Source organism: Janthinobacterium sp. BHSEK (assembly GCF_056174685.1).
Genome location: NZ_JBWBYV010000049.1, coordinates 39,285 through 61,315, shown reverse-complemented (window position 1 = coordinate 61,315; position 22,031 = coordinate 39,285). Strand labels below are relative to the sequence as shown.

The following is a 22,031-nucleotide window of genomic DNA, read 5'->3' as shown; positions in this document are numbered from 1 at the left end:
AGCGCCGGTGAACGATATCAGCCCGGACATGGTCTTCGTCCCCCTGGAACTGCACGGCATCCGCCTCGAGGCACTGGCGCCGCACCACGCGCCCGGCCTGCGCGCGGCGGCCATGGATGGCGAACTGTGGAATCTGCGCGTCACCTCCGTGCCCGAGCCGGACCAGGTGGACCAGTACATTTTCAAGGGCATCGAGATGCGCCCTTCGCGCTTCGCCTTTGCCGTCATCGACGCGGCCAGCGGCGAGGTGCTCGGCACCACCAGCTATCACGACGTGGTGCCGGCCATCGGACGCCTGGAAATCGGCTACACCTGGTATGCGAAGCGCTGCCAGCGCAGCCACGTCAACACCACCTGCAAATTGCTGCTGCTGGCGCACGCCTTCGACACGCTCGGCTGCGCGCTGGTGGGTCTGCGCACCGATAATTTCAACCACGCCTCGCAGGCGGCCATCGAGCGCCTGGGCGCGAAAAAGGATGGCGTGCTGCGCCACCATGCGCTGCGCCGCGACGGCACCGTGCGCGACACGGTCATGTACAGCATCGCGCGCGGCGAGTGGCCGGAAATTGCCGCCCATTTGCGCTACAAGCTGGCGCAGCGCCCCATCGCCGCACTGCCCCGCGCGGGAGACGCAGGGACAGAGGAAGCGCCATGCTGATCGATTTCTTCTTCACGCTCAAGGATGCGAAGATTCCCGTCTCGATCAAGGAATTTCTGACGCTTCTGGAGGCGCTGCAAAAGAACGTCATCGACGCCTCAATGGACGATTTCTACTATCTGGCGCGCCTGACCCTGGTCAAGGATGAAGCCCATTTCGACAAGTTCGACCGCGCCTTTGCCCAGTACTTCAAGGGCGTCAACGCGGCTTTCGACACGAACGCGGCGATTCCCCTCGACTGGCTGCTCAAACGCATGCAGCGCGAGCTGTCCGAAGAGCAGAAGGCGCAGCTGGAGAAATTCGGCTACGACAAGCTGATGGACCGCCTGAACGAGCTGCTGAAGGAGCAGAAGGAGCGCCACGAGGGCGGCAGCAAGTGGATCGGCACGGGCGGCACCTCGCCATTCGGCAATGGCGGCACGAACCCGGAAGGCATCCGCATCGGCGGCAAGGGCGGCAACCGCACGGCCGTGAAGGTGTGGGAAGCGCGCAGCTACAAGGATTACGACGGCGAGCGCGAACTCGGCACGCGCAACATCAAGGTGGCGCTGCGCCGCCTGCGCAAGTTCGCGCGCGAAGGCGCGGAAGATGAGCTGGCGCTCGACGCCACCATCGCCGCCACGGCGAATAACGCGGGCTACCTCGACATCAAAATGCGGCCCGAGCGCAAGAACCGCATCAAGGTGCTGATGCTGTTTGACGTGGGCGGCAGCATGGACGACCATATCGAGCGCACCGAGGAACTGTTCTCGGCGGCGAAGACGGAATTCAAGAACATGGAGTTCTTTTACTTCCATAACTGCGTCTACGACTATCTGTGGAAGAACAACCGGCGCCGCAACGCCGAGCGTTTCCCCACCTGGGACGTGCTGCGCAAATACCCGCCCGACACCAAGCTGATTTTCGTCGGCGACGCCACCATGAGCCCCTACGAAATCCTGCAGCCGGGCGGCAGCGTCGAATACAACAACGAGGAAGCGGGATCGGCGTGGCTGGCGCGCTTTACCCAGGCGTTCCCGAAATTCATCTGGCTCAATCCCGAGTCGGAGGGATTGTGGCAGTACCGCCAGTCGATCGGCGTGATGCGGCAGTTGATGAACAACCGCATGTTCCCCCTGTCGATCGACGGGCTGGAACGGGGCATGCGTCTGCTCAGTAAATAAAAGCACGCAACAAAAAGTCCATGGCGGCAGGAGGCCGCCATGCCGTACACTGCGACACGGCACTACCGTGCGGAGCATCTCCGCCGCGGGCGGGTAGCATACGCCGATACCAGCCCTGCCCTACCCTGCTGCATCCCGTGCGCGGCCGCCATGACCGCGACACTGTTCGATTGCGCACATCGTGCGCGCCTTCTGCTCCGGTAGAATCGGCGCATCGCTCTGCGCAAACCATGCACCACCGCTGCACCACGACCTTGCCGCGCCAGCCCCGTGCTGCCGGCCGGTGCCAGCGCCATTTTCAAAGGAATGAGCATGCAAAGTCTGATCTCGATCGCCGCCGACCTGTCCTGGCCGTTCGCCATTACCCTGGCCTGGGTAGTGGGCGAATTCGGCCACCGCTGGACGGGCCTGCCGCGCATCAGTTTTTACGGCGTGATCGGTTTCGTCCTCGCGCAGACGCAGGTAGGCATCCTGCCGCAGACGGACGCCGGCCCCATGCTGGTGCTGGCCGACGTGGCCTTCGGCCTGATCCTGTTCGAGGTGGGCTACCGCATCAACCTGCGCTGGCTGAAGAACAATCCGTGGATCGCCGTCACGGGCCTGGTCGAATCCCTGCTGACCTTTGCCGTCGTCTACTTCATCGGCATCGAATTCGGCAGCACCTCGATGACGGCGCTGCTGCTCGCATCGCTGGCCATGTCCACCTCGCCGGCCACCATCATGCGCGTCATCAACGAGGAACGCAGCTCGGGCCAGGTCACGGAACGCATCGTCCACCTCACCGCCTTGAATTGCGTGCTGGCCGTCTTCACGTTCAACATCATCGTCGGCTTCTGGATGTTCCAGAGTTCCACCGACCTGATCGAGGCGAGCAGCAGCAGCGCCGCCGTGCTGGCCGCCTCCGTGGCCGCCGGCACCGTCTTCGGCATCGTCGTGCCGGCCATGCTGCGCCGCCTGGGCAACATGGCGCAGGACGCCACCGTGGCGTTCGCGCTGTCGGTGATGCTGCTCGTCGCCCTGACCTACACCACCAGCCTGTCGCCGCTGCTGGCCACCCTCACCTTCGGCCTGGTGGCGCGCCACCGCAGGGTCGCCTTCAGCCAGGCGCAGCGCAATTTCGGCGCCATGGGCGAGCTGCTGACGGTGCTGCTGTTCGTGTATGCCGCCTCGACCCTGGAATGGGCCAGCGTGACGGCCGGCGCGGGCCTGGCTCTGGCCGTCGTCGGCGGACGCTTGCTGACGAAGGTCGCCGGCGTGGCCGCGTTTTCGCATGTCAGCGGCATTTCCTGGCGCAAGGGCGTGCTGACGGGCGTGGCCCTGACGCCCGTCTCCGTCTTCATCATCCTGCTGCTCGAACACGCGCGCCAGCACGGCGTGAACTTCGGCGACGAATTGAACGCCCTGGCCGCCATCACCCTGGGCCTGGAACTGGTCGGCCCCGTGCTGGTGCAGCGCGTGCTGATGCTGGCCAAAGAAACCCACGAAATCAAGGAGCGCTAAATGCCGCTGGAACCTTTTGGCCAATCGGCCGCGCTGACCTTCGGCGTCGAACTCGAACTGCAACTGGTGAACCTGTCGGACTATGACTTGACGGCCGCCAGCCCCGACCTGCTGCATCTGCTGAATAAAAAGCCGTTTCCCGGCAACGTCACGCCGGAAATCACCGAGAGCATGATCGAGATTAACTCGAGCGTGCACACGCACCATGGCCCCCTGCTGGAGCAGCTGCAGGAAATCCGCGACACCTTGATCACGGCCGGCGACAAGCTCAATATCGGCATCGCGGGCGGCGGCACGCACCCGTTCCAGCAATGGTCGTCGCAAAAGATCTTTTCCAAGCCCCGCTTCCAGGAGATTTCGGAACTGTACGGCTACCTGGCCAAGCAGTTCACCATCTTCGGCCAGCACGTGCACATCGGCTGCGCCTCGGGCGACGACGCCATGTTCCTGCTGCATTCGCTGAACCGCTACATCCCCCATTTCATCGCCCTGTCGGCGTCCTCGCCCTACGTGCAGGGCCGCGATACCCTGTTCGATTCGGCCCGTTTGAATTCCGTGTTCGCGTTTCCCATGAGCGGACGCGCGCCGTTTACACTGAGCTGGGACCAGTTCTCCAACGAGTATTTCGCCAAGATGGAGAACACGGGCATCATCAAGAGCATGAAGGATTTTTACTGGGATATCCGTCCCAAGCCGGAATTCGGCACCATCGAACTGCGCGTGTGCGACACGCCGCTGACGGTGGAGCGGGCCGCCGCGCTGGCAGCCTACCTGCAGGCGCTGTGCCGCTACCTGCTAGAACGCCGCGAAACCCCGCCCGTGGAAGACGATTACCTCGTATATAACTACAACCGCTTCCAGGCCTGCCGCTTCGGCCTCGATGGCGCCATTACGCATCCGAAAACCTACGAAACGATGTCGCTGCGCGAAGACATCATGACCACCCTGCGCAAGATGGAGCCGCATGCCGAGGCGCTGGGCAGCACGCCGGCCCTGAAACACCTGTCGGACGTGGCCAAGCAGTGGAGCGACGCGCAATACCTGCGCAAGCAGCACAGCCTGCAGGGCAGCGCCGAGGGTATGGTCGATTCGGCCATCCGCTGCTTCCGTGGCGAGCCGATGAACTACTGACGTTGCTGCCTGGCAACGTAGGTCGGATTAGCGGCGGCACGCCGCGTAATCCGAGAACATTGTTAGCGCTATTGGTGGCGTCGGATTACGGTCCTTCAGACCTAATCCGACCTACCGTTCGTCAACCAAAAAACCACAGCGCGCCTGCCCGTCATTTACAGCCGCCGTCCCCGCTTGCTACAATGAGAATGATTCTTATTATTGTTTAAAAACGCAAGGGGAATGCGATGCCGCTGGCAAAGCCGCTACAACGCCAGGACATCGCGACACTGTACGCCGACCACCACGGCTGGCTGCAGGGCTGGCTGCGCAAAAAACTCGGCAGCACGGCCTGCGCGGCCGATGTGGCGCACGATACTTTCATGCGCCTGCTCGACCGCGAAGACGCCGTCGCCGCGCGCGAACCGCGCGCCTTTCTCGCCACCGTGGCCCAGCGCGTGCTGTTCAACCATTACCGCCGTCAGAAACTCGAACAGGCTTATCTCGACGTGCTGGCGCAGCTGCCGCCCCGGCATGCGCCCTCGCCCGAGGAGCGCGCGCTGCTGCTGGCCACCGTGTTTGAACTGGACCGCATGCTCGACGGCCTGCCGCCTCCCGTCAAACGGGCATTTTTACTGCGCCAGCTCGACGAACTGCCGCAGGAAGACATCGCGCGCCAGCTCGGCATCTCGCTGGCCACGGTAAAACGCCATCTGCAGCGGGCCGGCAGCGCCACGCAGGCGTGGCAGCAGCTGCAAATACAGCACGAGCATCTGCCGCCCGCGGCGCACGCGAGCCTGCTGCGCGCCTGCGTGCAGGCGAACGCGCCGCGCCGCCATGCCGTCAAGACGCTGGCCCTGCTGCTGGCCTGCGGCGCCTCGCTGTATGCATTCGAACGCCGCAGCCCGTGGCGCGGCTGGACGGCCGACTACCGCACGGGCATCAATCAGCGCCGCGTCGTGACCCTGGCCGACGGCACGCGGCTCACGCTCAATACCAACAGCGCCGTGAACATCGCCTACGACGGCGCACAGCGCCGCATCGACCTGCTGGCCGGCGAAATCTTCATCGCCACCGGCAAGGATGCGGCGCAGCGCCCGTTCTTCGTCGGCACGCCGCACGGCAGCCTGCAGGCGCTGGGCACGCGTTTCACCGTGCGCCTGCACGATGGCTATGCCAGCGCCGGCGTGCTCGAAGGGGTCGTCGCCATGCTGGCCGGCGATGGCAGCCAGCGCCTGCTGCTGCGCCCCGGCGAAGGCGCCCATTTCGACAGTGACGCTTATCACCGCCAGGCGCTGGCGCCGTACGGCGGCGCGTGGCTCGACGGCATGCTGGTGGCGCGCGACATGCGCCTGGCCGATTTCCTCGCCGAGCTGTCGCGCTACAGCGAGCAGCTGCTGGACTGCACGCCCACCGTCGCCGGTTTGCGCGTGTCCGGCTCCTACCCGCTGGCCGACGTCGACGCCATCGTCGACGCCATCGCCGCCAGCCTGCAACTGCGGCGCAATACCATCACGCGCTTCTGGGGCCGGCAAGTCGTCAGGATCGAACTGGCTGCCCACTAAAAAATATTTTCTGCAAAGTGAGCTGTTTCGCCGTGCTCGCGTGACCTGGAAGATAGGCAGTCTCCATCTTGCGCATCCACGAAAGGTTTCATTCCATGCACCACGCTTCGCGTTCCCTCCTCACCCGCACCGTCCTGGCCTGCGCCCTGTCGCAGATCGGCATGGCTCTCACCCTGCCGGCGCTGGCCCAGGCACAAAGCCGGCAAGTGCGCGTCTACAGCATTCCGGCCGGCGCGCTGGGCGACGTGCTGACGCGCTTCGGCAGCGAGAGCGCCATTTTATTGTCGTTTTCCAGCGACGCCACGCAGGGCTTGCGCAGCGCCGGCCTGCAAGGCAGCTATGGCGTGCACGATGGTTTCCGCGTGCTGCTGGCTGGCAGCGGCCTGCAAGCCGTGCCGCAATCGAACGGCGGCTATCTGCTGCAGAAGATCCCCGCCGGCGCGGATACGCCCACGGCGGACAGCCGCGGCATGGCCGTCATGAGCGGCGTCACCGTGGTGGCGGCGGCCGAGCGCAGCGCCGTCACGGGCGGCACGGGCAGCTACACGGGCGGGCCAGCCAGCGGCGCCACGGGCCTGGCCCTGAGCCAGCGCGAAACGCCGCAGTCGCTGACCATCGTCACGCGCCAGCAGATGGATGACCAGAACAGCAACGCCGTTTCCGACGTCATGAAGAACGTCAATGGCGTGAGCGTGCAAAACTACGACAGCGACCGCTGGAGCTTCCAGGCGCGCGGCTTTGCCGTCACCAATTTCCAGTACGACGGCGTATCGGCCATCTATGACGGCGTCTACGACTGGGGCACGACGAACAGCGACATGGCCATCTACGACCGCATCGAAGTGCTGAAGGGCGCGACGGGCCTGATGAGCGGCTCGGGCGACCCTTCGGCCACCGTCAACATGGTGCGCAAGCGCCCCACCGCCAGCTTCGAGGGTTCGGCGACCCTGGGCGCGGGATCGTGGGACAACTACCGCGGCGAAGCCGATGTCTCCGGCCCCCTGAACGACAGCCGCACGGTGCGCGGCCGCCTGGTGGGCGCCTACCAGGACAAGCACTCCTACCTTGACCGCTACACGCAGCAGAAATCCGTCGCCTACGGCATCATCGAGGCGGACCTGACACCCGTCACCCTGCTGACGGCCGGCTTCACGCACCAGGATTACAAGCCGCGCGGCTCGACCTGGACGGGCTTCCCCGTGCTGCTGGCCGACGGCTCGCGCACGGATTTTCCCACCGCGTGGAACCCCGCCACGGACTGGAGCCGCCGCGACATGCGGAACACCACGCTGTTCTCGTCGCTGGAACATACGTTCGCCAACGCGTGGAAACTGAAATTGAGCGCCAACCAGCTGCGCAGCAAGCATGACAGCGTGCTCGGTTCGGCCAGCGGCGGCAATCCCGATCCCGTCACGGGCGAAGGCGCGTATTTCTTCATGGGCAAGTACAAGGGCGACCGCCGCCAGACCACCGTCAACGTCGACGCCAGCGGCCCGTTCACCGCCTTCGGTCGCCGGCACGAAGCGATGCTCGGCTACTCCCATTCCAGCGCGAAGCAGGACGGCCCCGTCTACGAATCGGTCTATCCACCCGTCGCAGGCAGCTATTTCGACTGGCGCGGCCAGTATGCTGAACCCGCATTTAGCCGCCTGGGCAACGACAACGACAGCACGCGCCAGAGCGGCCTGTATGGCGCCGTGCGCCTGCATCCAGTCGATGCGCTGTCCATCATCGTCGGTGCCCGCGTGAGCAGCTACAGGCAGGAGCAGGACCGCAGCTTCTTCGACCCCAAGACCGCGCGCATCACTTCGCGCATCGAGGAAAGCAACGTCATCACCCCGTATGCGGGCGTCGTGTATGACCTCGACAAGACGTATTCCCTCTTCGGCAGCTATACCAGCATCTTCGCTCCGCAAAGCAACCGCGACGTGAACCGCAACTTCCTCGCCCCCGTCCGCGGCAAGGGTATCGAGGCAGGCGTGAAAGCCGAATACCTCGACGGCAAGGTCAATGCCAGCGCGTCCCTGTTCCAGATCCGCCAGAGCAACGTGGCCAGCTCCGTGGGTGAAGTCAACGGCGAGGAAGCGTATCGAGCCATCGACGGCGTCACCAGCCGCGGCGTGGAAATGGAAGTGACGGGCGAAGTGATGAAGGATGTGAAGCTGAGCGCCGGCTATACCTACACCCACGTGCGCGACGCGGATGGCAAGGACGTCTTTTCCACCATGCTGCAAACCACGCAGCCTGCCCATTTGGTGCGCGTGCAAGGCGCGTGGCGCCTGCCGGCCAGCCTGGACAAGCTGACCGTGGGCGGCGGCATCAACTGGCAAAGCAGCTACGACGGCAATATCTGGAATCCCGCCATCGAGGATTATTCACGCATCAAGCAGGGCGGCTACGCGCTGGTCAACCTGATGGCCCGCTACGAGATCAGCAAGAACGTCACGGCCAGCCTGAACGTGAACAACCTGCTGGACAAGAAGTACCTGACGGGCCTGGGCCTGTTCCAGACGGGCTTCTACGGCGAACCGCGCAACGTGATGTTCACCGTGCGCACGAAGTTTTAATCAGCTTCCATACAGCGCCAGCGCCCAGGCTGGCGGGCGCAGTTCCAGCGCCAGGGACAGGTAAGCGGGATCGAAGCGCGCCGCCAGCAGGTACACATTGGCGGCGCCCTTCGGCTCCCAATTTCCCGTAAAGCCCTTTTCGCCGGCGGCCACGCGCTTGCGGTCGAAGGGCACGGCGCTTTTCGCGAACTCCTCGTGCGTCTTTCTCCCCTGCGCGTACGGCGCCAGCCAAGCCAGCGCCTCGGCCAGGCGCCGCGCTTCCGGCGCGCCATACCAGTCGTCGCCATGCGCCTGCGCCATCAGGGCCGTCGTCAGCAACGGCTCCAGGCTGTAGGTGGTGTAATGCAGGGCGTCGCGCTGCTCGAAATCGAAGGGTACGCCGCCGGCGCCGATATTGCGCGGCACGTGCGCCAGGAAGCGTTCCTTCGCCCGCGCAATCAGCAAGGTATCGCCCGTGACATACGCGGCGGCCGTGCCGATCTTGATGCGGTGGCTATGCCAGTTGTTGCGCACTGTGGACGGGCCGCCCACCTTGACGGGATCACTCAGATACCCCTGCGCCAGGGTGCGGCAAAACGCCTGCACCTGCTCGCGCTCGACGCCGTTCAAGCGCTCCTGTACCAAATCAAAACCCATCAGCAGGCTGGCCAGCTCCGTCTCGTCGACGGGGCTGAACGAGGGCTGATAGCTGCCGCTCCAGGCCAGCAGCAGCTGGCGCGCCGCCTCGAAATGCGCCATCTCGCCCGACAGCCGCCAGGCCAGCGCCTGCAAGCGCGCCTGGCGCCAGTCTTCCTGCGCCTGCTGGCTGGTCTCGCGTCCGCCCTCTCCCTTCAGCAAGCCGCCCGTGCGCACTTGCGCCATCAGGTGCACGGGCCGCGCCGCGTCCTTGCGCGCCGCCTTGACCACCTGTTCGGCGATGGCCGGCGCCACCCGCGCCTTGAGCGTGCGGGCACGCGCGGCGGACGTCAGCGCAAACGGCAGCGCGCCCTCATGCGGGCGCGGCGCCGCGCGCAAGCCCGCCAGGGGCAGCGCCAGCAGACCGGCCAGCACGGCGCGTCGGCGCATCAGGTGCGCACTCAAAACCGCGTCTCCCGCGCCGCGCGCAAAAAGTTATCGAGGATGGGCGTGCAATCGAGCAGCTCGACGCCGCCCGCCGAATGGAATTCCGGGTGCCACTGCAAGCCCATGACGAAGCGGGCACGCTGGTAGCGGATGGCCTCGACGATGTTGTCCCCTTGCGAATACGCTTCCACGGTGACGTCGCGCCCCAGGTCCTTGACCGACTGGTGGTGGATGGAATTGACGAGCGCCTCGCCCGCCTTCGGAAACATGCCCGCCAGGGACGAGCCTTTCGGGAAGACGATGGTGTGGCGGTGGCGGTCATACAGGTCGTTGACGTGGGAAGTGGCGCCTGCCACGTCCGAGGCGATGTCCTGGTACAGTGTGCCGCCAAAGCCCACGTTGATCAGTTGGCAGCCGCGGCAAATGCCCAGCACGGGTTTGCCCGCGTCGACGAATTCGTGCAGCAACTCCAGTTCGTACAGGTCGCGCGCGCGGTCGCCGTTCCATTCGGGGCGCGTGGCCGCCTCGGAATACGTCTGCGGCGAGACGTCGGCGCCACCCTGCAGCACCAGGCCGTCCAGGTGGCGCGCATAGTGGCGCAGGGTGATGTTGCTCGGGTGCAACTGGCCGCTGGTATTGACCGTCGGGATCATGAACACCAGCACGTCGCGCGACATGACCCACTGGGCGATCGACTCTTCCAGGTATTGCAGGTTCTTGCTGCGCAGGCCAGTGGCGCCCGGCTCCGGGTGGAAAATGCGCGCCGAGATGCCGATGCGCAGGGTGCGCCGCATGAAATCGCGGCTGGCCTTGTCGCGCATGGAGCGGTAGCGCGACGAGATCACACGCCAGGCCAGCGCCAGCGGCGTGTCGTTATCCTTCAGGTAGCGGGGGGCGGCGTCGCGCGCGCGGTGCTCCTCATCGGGCGCCCGGCGGCCCACCCGGTCTGGCCGCGACGGCGCCGGCGCTGCGGGATCGGTGGATGGGGGCTGCTGGGGATCTTTTTCGTCTGACATGGCAAGGCTGACTGAAAGCGGAGACGTTTTCAATATAAACCCCCGTCCCCGAAAGCACGATTCAATTTTGTAACAAAAGCCCACGCCCGGGGCATCCGCGCAACACGCGAGCGCCCGCCGCATACAGACCGTTTACGCCCACGGCCCCGCTTTTTAGAGAATCTTTACGCCCCCGCTGCTAATCTTGAACTTACCTCAACCACCGCTGCAAAGCCACCATGGAACCCCATTCACGCCTGCAATCGCATCAAGCACTGCCCCACCGCCATCCCCGCCTGCCCACCTTCCTCATGCACATCACGGTCGACAAGTCCTGCCTGGCCGAGCTGCGCCAGCTGGTCGTCCGGACCTGCGGCGGCATGCTGTCGTTCATGCGCGTCGAGGCGGTCGACCATGCCGAACGCATGAAAGTCTGGCTGTGCGTGACGGAACCGGCCCTGCGCCTGACCATGGATGCCGTCATGCGCCTGCTGCCGGCGGCGGAATTTGGCCGCATCAGCCAGGGGAAATCGCTATGAACCAGTACTCCTGCGAACAGGCGATGTCTTCGTCGCGCATCACCGCGCACTTCCAGGGCATCTGGGTGCCGATGGTCACGCCATTTCATGATGGCGATGGCGACATCGACTTCGACGCGGCCCAGCAGCTGGCCAGCGAACTGGCCGCCAGCGGCATCGATGGCCTGGTGGTGTGCGGCACCACGGGCGAAGCGGCCATGCTGAGCGCCGCGGAACAGAGCATGCTGCTCGACAGCGTGCTCGAAGCCGTCGGTCCCCGCTTCCCCGTCGTCATGGGGATCGGCGGCAGCGATACGCGCAGCGTCGTCGCCACGGTGCAGCGCTACAACGACCATCCGCTGGCGGGCCTGCTGGTCTCGGCGCCAGCGTACGTGCGCCCTTCGCAGGACGGCATCGTGCGCCACTTCCAGGCCATCGCCGCCGCCACCGACCAGTCCATCGTGCTGTACAACGTGCCGGCCCGCACGGGGGTCAATATCGAACCGCAAACGGCCGCCCTGCTGGCGCGCGACTCGCACTTCGTCGCCATCAAGGAAGCGGGCGGCAAGCTGCAGCAGCTGGGCGAACTGCTGCTCGACACGCGCCTGGACGTGCTGTGCGGCGACGACGCGCTGCTGCTGGCCAGCCTGTCCATGGGCGGCCACGGCGCCATGTCGGCCGCCGCCCAGGTACGCCCCGACCTGTATGCGCAGCTGTACCACCTCGTCAGGCAGGGCCGCCACGGCGCCGCCGGCGCCCTGTTCAAGACCATGCTGCCCGTTATCCGCCTGCTGTTTGCCGAACCGAATCCCGCTCCCGTGAAGGCAGCGCTGGCCATGCAGGGCAAGGTACGCGACGCATTGCGCCTGCCGATGACGCCCATGTCTTCCGCCGGCCAGGCCGCCCTGGCCGCGGCGCTCGAGCCCCTGATGGAACTGCCCGCATGGACCGCGAGCGACAGGGATGCGCCGCGCGAAGGCTGTCTGCTGCAGCTGGTTTCCCCTGCCAACATCATGCCAGCCGTGCGCCAAGATGATCATCGCCATCACGGATGAACGCGGGGGGATGGAGAAATCCATCCTGGCCGGGCGGCTGGCCGCCTCGCGCGCGCTGGCCGGCCGCAAGGTGCTGCTGCTCGATGCCGATCCGCGCCAGGGAGCCATGGCGCAAGCCCGGAACCTGCACGACGGCGCCATGAACGGCAGCCTGACGCGGCCGCGCCTGATGGCGCGCGCCATCAGCGCCAAGGGCTTGCAGCCGGAGCTCGAGCACCTGGTGCACTGCTACCACGACATCGTCATCGACAGCGAAGGCCGCGACTCCATGGGCAGCCGCTCGGCCCTGATCGCCGCGCGCGTACTGGTGGTGCCGCTCGACGGCGTCGCCGACGCCGGCGCGCAAACGGGCCTGGCGCGCCGCATCGCGCACGCGCGCAGCGTCAATCCGGAACTGCGCGTCCTGCTGGCAACGGACACGCAGGCGGCGCCGGCCCATGCCCTGGCCGCGCAGATCCCGGCCGCCCGCGTGGTGGGACTGGGGCAGCTGTACTGCGCCGTTTTCAACCTGCCAGCGTAAGTACGCAAAAAAAGGCGGCGCATGCGCCGCCTCTCCCTTCCGTCAATTAAAACGTCTTGCTGACCGTCAGCTGCAGCGCCGTCTTGCCCATGAATTTGCCATTCACGGGCGAGGCATACGCCGACTTGCCCGCGTTCGTGCCGATCACGGCCAGCGCGCCCGAAACAAACCCGAAATCGCGCGTGACGCCCACTTTCCAGTCCGTGTAGCTAGCCGCGTCATTATTTTTGACCTTCTGATGGCCCGCGTGCAGGTTGCCGGTCCAGCCATTCGTCAGGTCGATATTCGCGCCGATGTCCAGGTAAGCGCTGTTCTTGCTGTTGACGATGCCGAACAGGTTGGAGACGGCGTGCGAATATTTGATATAGGCGGGGCCGTACGACAGCTGGCCGTAGACTTCCTGCGTGTCCGCGTCGGCCAGGCCGGCGACGTGCTTCAAGCCGTTGTCCGCGTACACATAGGCCAGCACGCCGACGTCATAGCCGATAGCATCGTTCAGCTGGCCGCGCTTGCCCGCATACAGGTCCACTTCCACGTCGCCGCCGCCGCCCGCATCCTTGGTCCACTTGATGGTGGAAGCCCAGGCGCCCGCATACAGGCCCGTCGGGTTGTTGACGTAATCCACGCCGCCCTGCAGCGCGGGCTTCAAGCGCGTCTGCGAGATGCCCCGGTAACGGTAATCGGACACGCCGGCCACGTTGAAACTGACTTCATTGTCGGGCTTGGCCTCGTCCGCGTGGGCCAGGCTGCCAGTAAAGGCGGTCGCGACGGCAAGTGCAAGTAGCATTTTATTCATGGTTTTTTCTTCTTCATGGGTGGTATGGGCCTTTGCCAACATGGCGCAGCTGGCCCGCCGCTGCAAAAATTCGCTGCAAAAATTTAAAGTAAAGCGTCCCCCTGGCGCGCGCGGCGCCTGTTTTCAAACAGGGGAATATCAGGTGTTAGAGCGGCAGCAGCAGCCGGTAGCCGACAGCCGTTTCCGTCAGCAGGTACTGCGGCTGGGCCGGATCGGCTTCCAGCTTCTGCCGCAGATGGCCCATGTAGATGCGCAGGTAATGGCCGTTTTCGCTGTTCGACGGCCCCCACACTTCGCGCAGCAGCTGCGGATTGGTGACCACCCTGCCGGCATTTTTCACCAGCACCGACAGCAAACGGAACTCCGTCGGCGTCATGTGCACCAGCTGCTTGTTGCGCGTGACCAGCCGGTCCTTCAGGTCGACCCTGACATCGCCGAACTGCACCACGCCATCGTCGCTGGCGGCGGGCTGGCGCTGGCGGCGCAAGGTGGCGCGCACGCGGGCCAGCAGCTCGCCCACGCCGAACGGCTTGGTCAGGTAGTCGTCGGCGCCCGCATCGAGCGCGCGGATCTTGTCCTGCTCGTCGACCCGCGCCGACAGCACGATGATGGGCACGGCCGACCATTTGCGGATGTCGGCGATGAAATCGATGCCGTCGCCGTCGGGCAGCCCCAGGTCCAGCACGATCAGGTCGGGCCGGCGCGTGCCCGCGTCGATCAGGCCACGCTGCATGGTGGCGGACTCGAAAATCTGCCAGCCCTCGTCTTCCAGCGCGGCGCGCACGAAGCGGCGGATTTGCGGTTCATCCTCGACCAGCAAGGCGGTGGCGGAAGGTTCGTTCATGATGGTTTTCCTGTTTCATTTACGTTGGCGTCGTCCAGCTCCGCTTCCGGCAAGGCTGGCGGCGTACCCAGGGGCAGGCTGAAGACGATGGCGGCGCCCCGCCCCGGCGTGTGCGGCTGCGCGTGGATGGTGCCGCCGTGGGCTTCGACGATGGCCCGGCAAATGGCCAGCCCCAGCCCGACGCCCGGCTTGTTCGATTCGCGCTCGCCGCGCGTGAATTTTTCAAAGATGGCTTCTTCGCGGCCGGGCGGCAGGCCCGGGCCATCGTCAGCCACCGTCACCTGCAGGAACTGACCGTGCACTCCGGCCGCGACCGTGATGGTGCTGCCGGACGGCGTGTACTTGGCCGCGTTTTCCAGCAGGTTGCACAGCACGCGCTCGATCAGCACGGCATCGTAGCGCACCAGCGGCAAGTCCGGCGCCAGCTGCGTCTTCACGGCGTGCTGCTGCAACTGCGGACCGCTGGCGCGCAGCGCGCTGCCCACCACCTCTTCCAGCGCCTGCCATTGCAGGTTCAGGCGCACCTGCCCGCTTTCGATGCGCGCCATGTCCAGCAAGTTCGCCACCAGGGCGCTCATGCGCACGGTCTCGGACTGCAGCGAGCGCGCCATGTCCAGCTGCGCGGGCGACAGCGCGGGCCGGGACAGGGCCAGCGACTCGGCCAGGCCCACCAGCGACGTCAGGGGCGTGCGCAAGTCGTGCGACAGGGCCGCCAGCAGAGAATTGCGCAGCCGCTCGGACTCCATCTGCAGCAGCGCGCCCTGCGCCACGTCGATGTAGTGCACGCGTTCGAGGGCAATGGCCGCCAGTGCGGCAAAGGTATCGAGGTGCTGGCGCTGTTCCGGCACCAGCAGCCAGCGCCCGCGCTGCGCGCCATCGAGCGGCAGCAGCGCCAGCACGCCGCGCGTGCGCATGGGCGCGATCAGCGGCAGGTAGAAAATGGGCGAAGCCGGCAAGGTATCGGTGCCCGTCCCCGCCGCCTGCGCATGATCGAAGGCCCACTGCGCGATGCCGATATCGAGCGGCTCGCCGCCGTTCGGGGCCTGCAAGCTGCCCTCGTCATCGGGCAGCAGCAAGGTGGCGCGCGCGCGGAACGCCCGTTCGATGGCGCTTTTCGTGATGTCGAAAATCTGCTCCGTCTGCAGCACGCCGGACAACTCGCGCGAGAATTCGTACAGGGCGCGGGCGCGCGCTTCGCGGTGCGAGGCCACGCGCGCCTGGAAGCGCAGGCCGGCCGTCAGGTGGCCCGTGATCAGGCCCACGGCCAGCATCACGCCAAACGTGATCACATACTGGAAATCGCCCACGGCAAACGAGAAACGCGGCGGCACGAAGATGAAATCGAAGCAGGCCACGCCCACCAGGCTGGCCAATGCCGCCGGCCCGCGCCCCAGGCGCACGGCCAGCAGCACCACCGTCAGCAGGGACAGCATGGCGATGTTGGCCAGGTCCAGGTAGGGCTGCAGCGGCACCGAGGCGAGGGCCGTGCCCAGGCTGGCGCCGGCGGCCAGGATATAACGCCAGTGACGCGCGGGCCGGCGCGGCGCGTCCGCGTCGTCGCCCGCCGCGCGCCGGGGCGCGGCATCGGCCGGCGGCAAGCCCACCTCGATCAGATCGATATCGGGCGCCAGGCTGGCCATGCGCGCGGCCGGCGGCGCCTGCCACAGGCGCGCCAGCGCACGGCCGCGACCACGTCCCACGATGACTTTCGAGATATTCGCGCCGCGCGCATACTCGACCACGGCGCCGGCGATGTCGGCGGACGGCACAATGGCCGTGCGCGCGCCCAGGTCCTGCGCCAGCTTCAGGGTTTTCAGGATGCGTTCGCGCTGGCCCGCCGGCAAGCGCTGCAAGCGCGGCGTTTCCACGTACAGCGCGTGCCATTCCGCGTTCAGCTGGCTGGCCAGGCGCGCCGTGCTGCGGATCACGTGTTCGCCCCCCGCGTGCGGTCCCACGCAGGCCAGCAATGCGGCGCCCGTCTTCCACACGGGATTGATCGATTTCTCGACGCGGTAGGCCTGCACGTCATCCTGGATCCGGTCCGCCGTGCGGCGCAAGGCCAGCTCGCGCAGGGCGATCAGGTTACCCTTGCGGAAAAAATGCTGCGATGCCCGTTCGGCCTGCTGCGGCTGATACACCTTGCCCTGCTTCAGGCGGCGCAGCAGTTCATCGGCGGGGATATCGACCAGCACCACTTCATCGGCGCGGTCGAATACCGTGTCGGGCAGGGTCTCGGCCACGCGCACGCCCGTGATCCCCCCCACCACATCATTGAGGCTTTCCAGGTGCTGCACGTTCACGGTCGACAGCACATCGATGCCGGCCGCCAGCAATTCCTCGACGTCCTGCCAGCGCTTCGGATGGCGCGAACCGGCCACGTTCGAATGGGCCAGTTCATCCATCAATATCAGCGCTGGCGCGCGGCGCAGGGCCTCGTCCAGGTCGAACTCGTACAGGGTCTTGCCCCGGTACTCGATGGCCTTCAGGGGCAGCACGGGCAAGCCGTCCAGCTGGGCCGCCGTATCCTGGCGCCCATGCGTCTCCACCACGCCCACCAGCAAGTCCTGGCCGTCGGCCAGCAATTTGCGGGCGGCCGCCAGCATCGCATAGGTCTTGCCGACGCCGGCCGAGGCGCCGAAATAGATGCGCAGCCGGCCGCGCGCGGCTTTCTGTTCCTGCGCCTGCACTTGCGCCAGCAGGGCATCAGGGTCGGGGCGTTGGCTGTCGTTGGGGAGCATGTTGTATTTTAATCTTCTTGGGCATTGTAGGTCGGATTAGCGCGTCCGAAGGGCGCGCGTAATCCGACAACATCGTTGGCCTGGCTGGTGGTGATGTCGGCTTACGCTGCGCTAAGCCGACCTACGCCGACCTACGCCGACCTGCGCCTTATTTTGCCATGGCGTCAAGTAGGTCGGATTAGCGCGCAAGCGCGTAATCCGACGACATCATTGGCCAAGACATCATTGGCCAAGCGGTGCACGATGCCGACCTGCGTGCCTTTGCCAGCTTACTTTGCCATGGCATCCAACGCCAGATTCAGCTCCAGCACATTTACGCGCGGTTCGCCGAAAAAGCCGATATACGCGGTTTTCTGCACCTTGGCGATGGCGTTTTCCACCTGCGCCAGCGGCACGGCGCGCACGCGGGCCACGCGCGGCGCCTGGTACAAGGCCCCCGCCAGGCTGATTTCCGGGTCCAGGCCGCTGCTTGACGCCGTCACCAGGTCGACGGGGATCGGCTTGCGGTTGCCGGGATCGGCTGCCTGCAGGGCGGCGATGCGCGCCTTGACGGCGTCCACCAGGGCCGGATTGCTCGGCCCCTGGTTCGAGCCGCCCGAACCGGCGCCGTTATTCGCCATCGGTGCGGTGGCCGACGGCCGGCCCCAGAAGTACTTGGGCGAGGTGAAGGACTGGCCGATCAGGGTCGAACCGACGGGCTTGCCCCCACGCTCGACGATGCTGCCGTTGACTTCATCGCTGAAGGCCAGCTGCCCGATGCCGGCCGTGGCAAACGGATAGACGACGCCGCAGATCACGGTCAATGCGGCAAACAGGACCAGGGCGGGACGTACGATAGTGCTCATGATGGTTCCTTTAGACTAAATTGAGGGCGGACAGCAGCATGTCGATCAGCTTGATCCCGATGAAGGGCAAAATAATCCCGCCCAGGCCGTAGATCAGCAGGTTGCGGCGCAACAGGCTGGCCGCGCCGATGGCCCGGTATTGCACGCCTTTCAGCGCCAGCGGAATCAGCACGACGATGATCAGGGCATTGAAGATCACGGCCGACATGATCGCCGAGGCGGGGCTGGCCAGGTGCATGATGTCGAGCGCCTTCAATTGCGGATAGGTGCCCACGAACGCCGCCGGGATGATGGCGAAGTACTTGGCGATGTCGTTCGAAATCGAGAACGTCGTCAGTGATCCGCGCGTCATCAGCATCTGCTTGCCGATTTCAACGATTTCCAGCAGCTTGGTCGGGTTCGAATCGAGATCGACCATATTGCCCGCCTCCTTCGCCGCCTGCGTGCCCGAGTTCATGGCCACGGCCACGTCGGCCTGGGCCAGCGCGGGCGCATCGTTGGTGCCGTCGCCCGTCATCGCCACCAGGCGGCCTTCGGACTGGTAGCTGCGGATGAGCTTGAGCTTGTCTTCCGGCGTCGCCTCGGCGAGGAAATCATCCACGCCCGCTTCGGCGGCAATCGCCGCCGCCGTCAGCTTGTTGTCGCCCGTGATCATGACGGTCTTGATGCCCATGCGGCGCAATTCCGCGAAGCGTTCCTTGATGCCGCCCTTAACGATATCCTTCAGTTCCACGACACCCATGACGCGGCCATCATCGACCACCACCAGCGGCGTGCTGCCGCGGCGGGCGATGTCGTCGACGGCGCGTGCCACCTCGGCCGGATACGGCTGGCCCAGCGCTTCCACATACTTTTTCATGGAGTCGGCCGCGCCCTTGCGCAGCTGGCGCACCTGCTGCTCGCCAGGGATATCCACGCCGCTCATGCGCGTTTGCGCCGTGAAGGGCACGAAGGTGGCGTGCAGGCTGGCCATTTCGCGTTCGCGGATATTGAACTTCTGCTTGGCCAGCACGACGATGCTTCGCCCTTCCGGCGTTTCATCGGCCAGCGAGGCCAGTTGCGCCGCGTCGGCCAGCTGCTGTTCCGTCACGCCGGGTGCCGGCACGAAGCTCGATGCCTGGCGGTTGCCCAGGGTGATGGTGCCCGTCTTATCGAGCAGCAGCACGTCCACGTCGCCCGCCGCTTCCACGGCGCGCCCCGACGTGGCGATCACATTGGCCTGCATCATGCGGCTCATGCCGGCCACGCCGATGGCGGACAGCAAACCGCCGATGGTGGTCGGGATCAGGCACACGAGCAGCGCGATCAATACCGTGATGCTGACGGGAGTGCCGCTCCCGGCCGCCGCCACGGAAAACAGCGAGTACGGCAGCAAGGTCACGGTGACGATCAGGAACACGATCGACAAGGCCACGAGCAGAATCGTCAGGGCGATCTCGTTCGGCGTCTTCTGGCGCTTGGCGCCTTCGACCATGGCGATCATGCGGTCGATGAAGGCTTCGCCCGGGTTGACGGACACGCGCACCAGCAGCCAGTCCGACAGCACGCGGGTGCCGCCCGTGACGGCGGAAAAGTCGCCGCCCGACTCGCGGATGACGGGCGCCGATTCGCCCGTGATGGCGCTTTCGTCGACGGAGGCCACGCCGGCCGTCACTTCGCCGTCGGCGGGAATCACGTCGCCCGCCTCGACCAGCACCGTCATGCCCTTGCGCAGGTCGGTCGCCGGCGTGGGCAGCCAGGAGGTGCCGTACTTCGGCGTTTGCATTTTCTTTGCCATCACCGTCTGCTTGAGGGCGCGCAGCGAGGCCGCCTGGGCCTTGCTGCGGCCTTCGGCCAGCGCTTCGGCGAAGTTCGCGAACAGCACGGTAAACCACAGCCACACGGCGACGGCGACGATGAAGCCGAACGGCGCTTCACCCTGGCCATTCAGGGCCTGGATGGCCAGCAGGGTCGTGATGATGCTGCCCACATAGACGACGAACATCACGGGGCTGCGCCACTGCGTGCGGGGGTCGAGTTTTTTGAACGCATCGACGATGGCGGGACCGATCAGTGCGGAATCGAACAAGGTCAGGCTTGTGCGTGACATGGTAGCCTCTTATTTGATGAAAAGTTGCAGGTGTTCGACGATCGGGCCCAGGGCCAGCGCGGGAACGTAATTGAGCACGCCGACGAGCACGACGACGCCGATCAGCAGGCCGATGAACATGGGGCCGTGCGTGGGCATGGTGCCCGCATTCGCCGACAGGCGCTGCTTGGCCGCCAGCGAACCGGCCACCGCCAGCACGGGCACGATCACGCCGAAGCGGCCGAACCACATGGCGATCGCCAGCATCACGTTGTAGAACGGCGTGTTGGCGGACAGGCCGGCAAACGCGCTGCCGTTGTTGTTGGCCGCCGACGTGAAGGCGTACAGAATCTCGGAGAAACCGTGCGCGCCCGGATTGGCCACGCCGATCTTGCCCGGTTCGACCATCACGGCGATCGCCGTGCCCGTCAACACGAGGGCTGGTGTGATCAGGATGGCCAGCGACACCATCTTCATTTCATACGCCTGGATTTTCTTGCCCAGGTATTCAGGCGTGCGGCCTATCATCAGGCCGGCGATGAAGACGGCCAGGATGGCGAACATCAGCATGCCGTACAGGCCCGTGCCCACGCCGCCGAACACCACTTCGCCGAACTGCATCAGCAGCAGCGGCACCATGCCGCCCAGGGGCATGTAGGAGTCGTGCATGGAATTGACGGCGCCGCACGATGCGGCCGTCGTCACCGCCGCGAACAGGGTCGAGGAGCTGATGCCGAAGCGCGTTTCCTTGCCTTCCATATTGCCGCCCGATTGCAGGCTGCTGGCCTGCTGGTCCACGCCCAGCGATTGCAAGGCCGGATTGGCTTGCTGCTCGGCGCTCATCACGCCGGCCGTCATGACGACAAAGATCAGGGACATCGCGGCCAGCACGGCCCAGCCCTGGCGCAGGTCGCCCACCATGCGGCCGAAGGTGAAGCACAGGCCGGCGGGAATGATGAAGATGGCCAGCATCTGCAGGAAGTTCGACAGCACGGTCGGGTTTTCGTACGGATGCGAGGAGTTGGCATTGAAGAAGCCGCCGCCATTCGTGCCCAGCAGCTTGATCGATTCCTGCGACGCGACGGGGCCCATGGCGATCGTCTGCGTGGCCGCCACTTGCGCTTCCATCACGGGTTTGCCGGCGGCGTCCAGCACGGGCTGGCCGTCGGCCGTCGTTTTCGGCGTTGCATACGCCACGTGGTCGAGCAGGGTCACTTCCTTGTAGGCGGAAAAATTCTGGATCATGCCTTCGCCCATGAAGACGACGGACAGGGCCAGGGACAGCGGCAGCAGGATGTACAGGGTGGAGCGCACCAGGTCAACCCAGAAATTGCCGATCGACTTGCCCGAGCGCGACGCAAAGCCGCGCACCAGCGCGAAGATCACGGCGATGCCGGTGGCCGCAGAAAAGAAATTCTGGCAGGCCATGCCCAGCATCTGGGTCAGGTAGCTCATGGTCTGTTCGCCGCCGTAGCCCTGCCAGTTGGTATTGGCGACGAAGCTGACGGTGGTATTGAACGAGGAATCGGGGCTGACGGCGCCCAGGCCCTGGGGATTCAAGGGCAGGAAACCCTGCAGGCGCTGCAGGCCATAGACGAAGACGGCGCCCACGGTATTGAAGACGATCAGGGCGATGGCATAGCTTTTCCAGCCCATGGCCTTGTCGGCGGGCAGGCCGGACCAGCGGTACAGCAGGTTTTCCAGCTTTTGCAGCCAGCCCAGGCCGCGCACGGGGCCATCGCCGGCCACCCTGGCCATGTACAGGCCCAGCGGATAGCCGGCGGCCAGCAGCACGGCCAGGAAGGCCACCAACAACAGTATCGATTGCGTCGTCATCACAGTTCCTCCGCCTTCAGCAGCGCCACCAGCAAATACACGAGCAGGCCGGCCGAGACGACGGCGCCCAGCACATAAAACGCGTTCATTTGACGCTCCCTAATTTGTCGCAGGCGACGGCAAAGCCGGCCGCCACGACGAAAAACACGGCAATCAAGCCGAGATACACGAGATCCATTCCCACCCTCATT

18 protein-coding genes and 1 pseudogene are annotated in these 22,031 nt (G+C 65.6%); 10 read left to right on the top strand and 9 right to left on the bottom strand.

Going from position 1 to position 22,031, the window contains the following annotated elements; translation table 11 throughout:
* The first annotated feature begins 28 nt into the window (after nucleotides 1-28).
* The 7 genes and pseudogenes from AC0V2Y_RS17460 (at nucleotide 29) to AC0V2Y_RS17430 (ending at nucleotide 8,563) form a co-directional block, all read left to right on the top strand.
* Nucleotides 29-658, top strand: coding sequence for a GNAT family N-acetyltransferase (locus tag AC0V2Y_RS17460; RefSeq protein ID WP_475416161.1), 630 nt, complete (start codon nucleotides 29-31; stop codon nucleotides 656-658).
* Nucleotides 652-1,821 carry a vWA domain-containing protein gene (locus tag AC0V2Y_RS17455; protein WP_475416080.1) on the top strand — a complete coding sequence of 390 codons (1,170 nt, stop codon included), beginning with the start codon at nucleotides 652-654 and terminating at the stop codon, nucleotides 1,819-1,821. Before AC0V2Y_RS17460 ends, AC0V2Y_RS17455 begins: the two co-directional genes overlap by 7 nt.
* Before the next feature lie 312 nt (nucleotides 1,822-2,133).
* A complete protein-coding gene (locus AC0V2Y_RS17450) occupies nucleotides 2,134-3,321 on the top strand; it encodes a cation:proton antiporter (protein WP_046684256.1) in 1,188 nt (395 codons plus the stop codon).
* The gene (locus AC0V2Y_RS17445; RefSeq protein ID WP_034780287.1) at nucleotides 3,322-4,452 is read left to right on the top strand and encodes a YbdK family carboxylate-amine ligase; all 1,131 of its coding nucleotides are present in this window, start codon (nucleotides 3,322-3,324) and stop codon (nucleotides 4,450-4,452) included.
* Between the two features lie 227 nt (nucleotides 4,453-4,679).
* Nucleotides 4,680-5,162: pseudogene (locus AC0V2Y_RS17440) on the top strand (sigma-70 family RNA polymerase sigma factor); the annotation flags it as partial.
* Nucleotides 5,163-5,243: 81 nt separating this feature from the next.
* Nucleotides 5,244-5,996, top strand: a complete 753-nt coding sequence (locus AC0V2Y_RS17435) for a FecR domain-containing protein (protein ID WP_475416160.1) — start codon at nucleotides 5,244-5,246, stop codon at nucleotides 5,994-5,996.
* A gap of 95 nt (nucleotides 5,997-6,091) precedes the next feature.
* Nucleotides 6,092-8,563: a TonB-dependent siderophore receptor gene (locus AC0V2Y_RS17430; RefSeq protein ID WP_475416079.1), complete on the top strand. Its 2,472-nt coding sequence runs from the start codon at nucleotides 6,092-6,094 to the stop codon at nucleotides 8,561-8,563.
* Here AC0V2Y_RS17430 and AC0V2Y_RS17425 read toward each other — a convergent pair whose 3' ends face one another.
* Both AC0V2Y_RS17425 and AC0V2Y_RS17420 read right to left on the bottom strand, forming a co-directional pair.
* Nucleotides 8,564-9,628 carry an alginate lyase family protein gene (locus AC0V2Y_RS17425; protein ID WP_475418136.1) on the bottom strand — a complete coding sequence of 355 codons (1,065 nt, stop codon included), beginning with the start codon at nucleotides 9,626-9,628 and terminating at the stop codon, nucleotides 8,564-8,566.
* A gap of 11 nt (nucleotides 9,629-9,639) precedes the next feature.
* Nucleotides 9,640-10,641, bottom strand: coding sequence for a gamma-glutamyl-gamma-aminobutyrate hydrolase family protein (locus tag AC0V2Y_RS17420; RefSeq protein ID WP_475416077.1), 1,002 nt, complete (start codon nucleotides 10,639-10,641; stop codon nucleotides 9,640-9,642).
* 218 nt (nucleotides 10,642-10,859) lie between these two features.
* On the opposite strand from AC0V2Y_RS17420, the gene AC0V2Y_RS17415 reads away from it, so the two are divergent.
* The 3 genes from AC0V2Y_RS17415 to AC0V2Y_RS17405 are packed head-to-tail and all read left to right on the top strand — an operon-like array spanning nucleotide 10,860 to nucleotide 12,713.
* Nucleotides 10,860-11,159, top strand: a complete 300-nt coding sequence (locus AC0V2Y_RS17415; protein ID WP_253192699.1) for a hypothetical protein — start codon at nucleotides 10,860-10,862, stop codon at nucleotides 11,157-11,159.
* Entirely contained in the window at nucleotides 11,156-12,193 is a 1,038-nt protein-coding gene (gene dapA / locus AC0V2Y_RS17410; RefSeq protein WP_475416076.1) for a 4-hydroxy-tetrahydrodipicolinate synthase, read from the top strand. The genes AC0V2Y_RS17415 and dapA overlap by 4 nt, the downstream gene beginning before the upstream one ends.
* A gap of 10 nt (nucleotides 12,194-12,203) precedes the next feature.
* Nucleotides 12,204-12,713, top strand: coding sequence for a P-loop NTPase family protein (locus AC0V2Y_RS17405; RefSeq protein WP_475416075.1), 510 nt, complete (start codon nucleotides 12,204-12,206; stop codon nucleotides 12,711-12,713).
* A 46-nt stretch (nucleotides 12,714-12,759) separates the two neighbouring features.
* Here the strand turns inward: AC0V2Y_RS17405 and AC0V2Y_RS17400 are convergent, their stop codons facing one another.
* The 7 genes from AC0V2Y_RS17400 to kdpF all read right to left on the bottom strand — a co-directional run bounded on the left by AC0V2Y_RS17400 (nucleotide 12,760) and on the right by kdpF (nucleotide 21,929).
* Nucleotides 12,760-13,509: a TorF family putative porin gene (locus AC0V2Y_RS17400; protein ID WP_475416074.1), complete on the bottom strand. Its 750-nt coding sequence runs from the start codon at nucleotides 13,507-13,509 to the stop codon at nucleotides 12,760-12,762.
* A 145-nt stretch (nucleotides 13,510-13,654) separates the two neighbouring features.
* Nucleotides 13,655-14,353 carry a two-component system response regulator KdpE gene (kdpE, locus tag AC0V2Y_RS17395; protein ID WP_034746496.1) on the bottom strand — a complete coding sequence of 233 codons (699 nt, stop codon included), beginning with the start codon at nucleotides 14,351-14,353 and terminating at the stop codon, nucleotides 13,655-13,657.
* The gene (locus tag AC0V2Y_RS17390) at nucleotides 14,350-17,091 is read right to left on the bottom strand and encodes a DUF4118 domain-containing protein (protein ID WP_475416073.1); all 2,742 of its coding nucleotides are present in this window, start codon (nucleotides 17,089-17,091) and stop codon (nucleotides 14,350-14,352) included. Before AC0V2Y_RS17390 ends, kdpE begins: the two co-directional genes overlap by 4 nt.
* Before the next feature lie 269 nt (nucleotides 17,092-17,360).
* A complete protein-coding gene (gene kdpC / locus AC0V2Y_RS17385; RefSeq protein WP_475416072.1) occupies nucleotides 17,361-17,936 on the bottom strand; it encodes a potassium-transporting ATPase subunit KdpC in 576 nt (191 codons plus the stop codon).
* Between the two features lie 10 nt (nucleotides 17,937-17,946).
* The gene (gene kdpB / locus AC0V2Y_RS17380) at nucleotides 17,947-20,025 is read right to left on the bottom strand and encodes a potassium-transporting ATPase subunit KdpB (protein ID WP_230538928.1); all 2,079 of its coding nucleotides are present in this window, start codon (nucleotides 20,023-20,025) and stop codon (nucleotides 17,947-17,949) included.
* 9 nt (nucleotides 20,026-20,034) lie between these two features.
* A complete protein-coding gene (gene kdpA, locus AC0V2Y_RS17375; RefSeq protein WP_475416071.1) occupies nucleotides 20,035-21,840 on the bottom strand; it encodes a potassium-transporting ATPase subunit KdpA in 1,806 nt (601 codons plus the stop codon).
* Complete coding sequence (kdpF, locus tag AC0V2Y_RS17370; RefSeq protein ID WP_034746483.1) at nucleotides 21,840-21,929, bottom strand: K(+)-transporting ATPase subunit F; 90 nt, start codon at nucleotides 21,927-21,929, stop codon at nucleotides 21,840-21,842. Before kdpF ends, kdpA begins: the two co-directional genes overlap by 1 nt.
* Nucleotides 21,930-22,031: the final 102 nt, after the last annotated feature.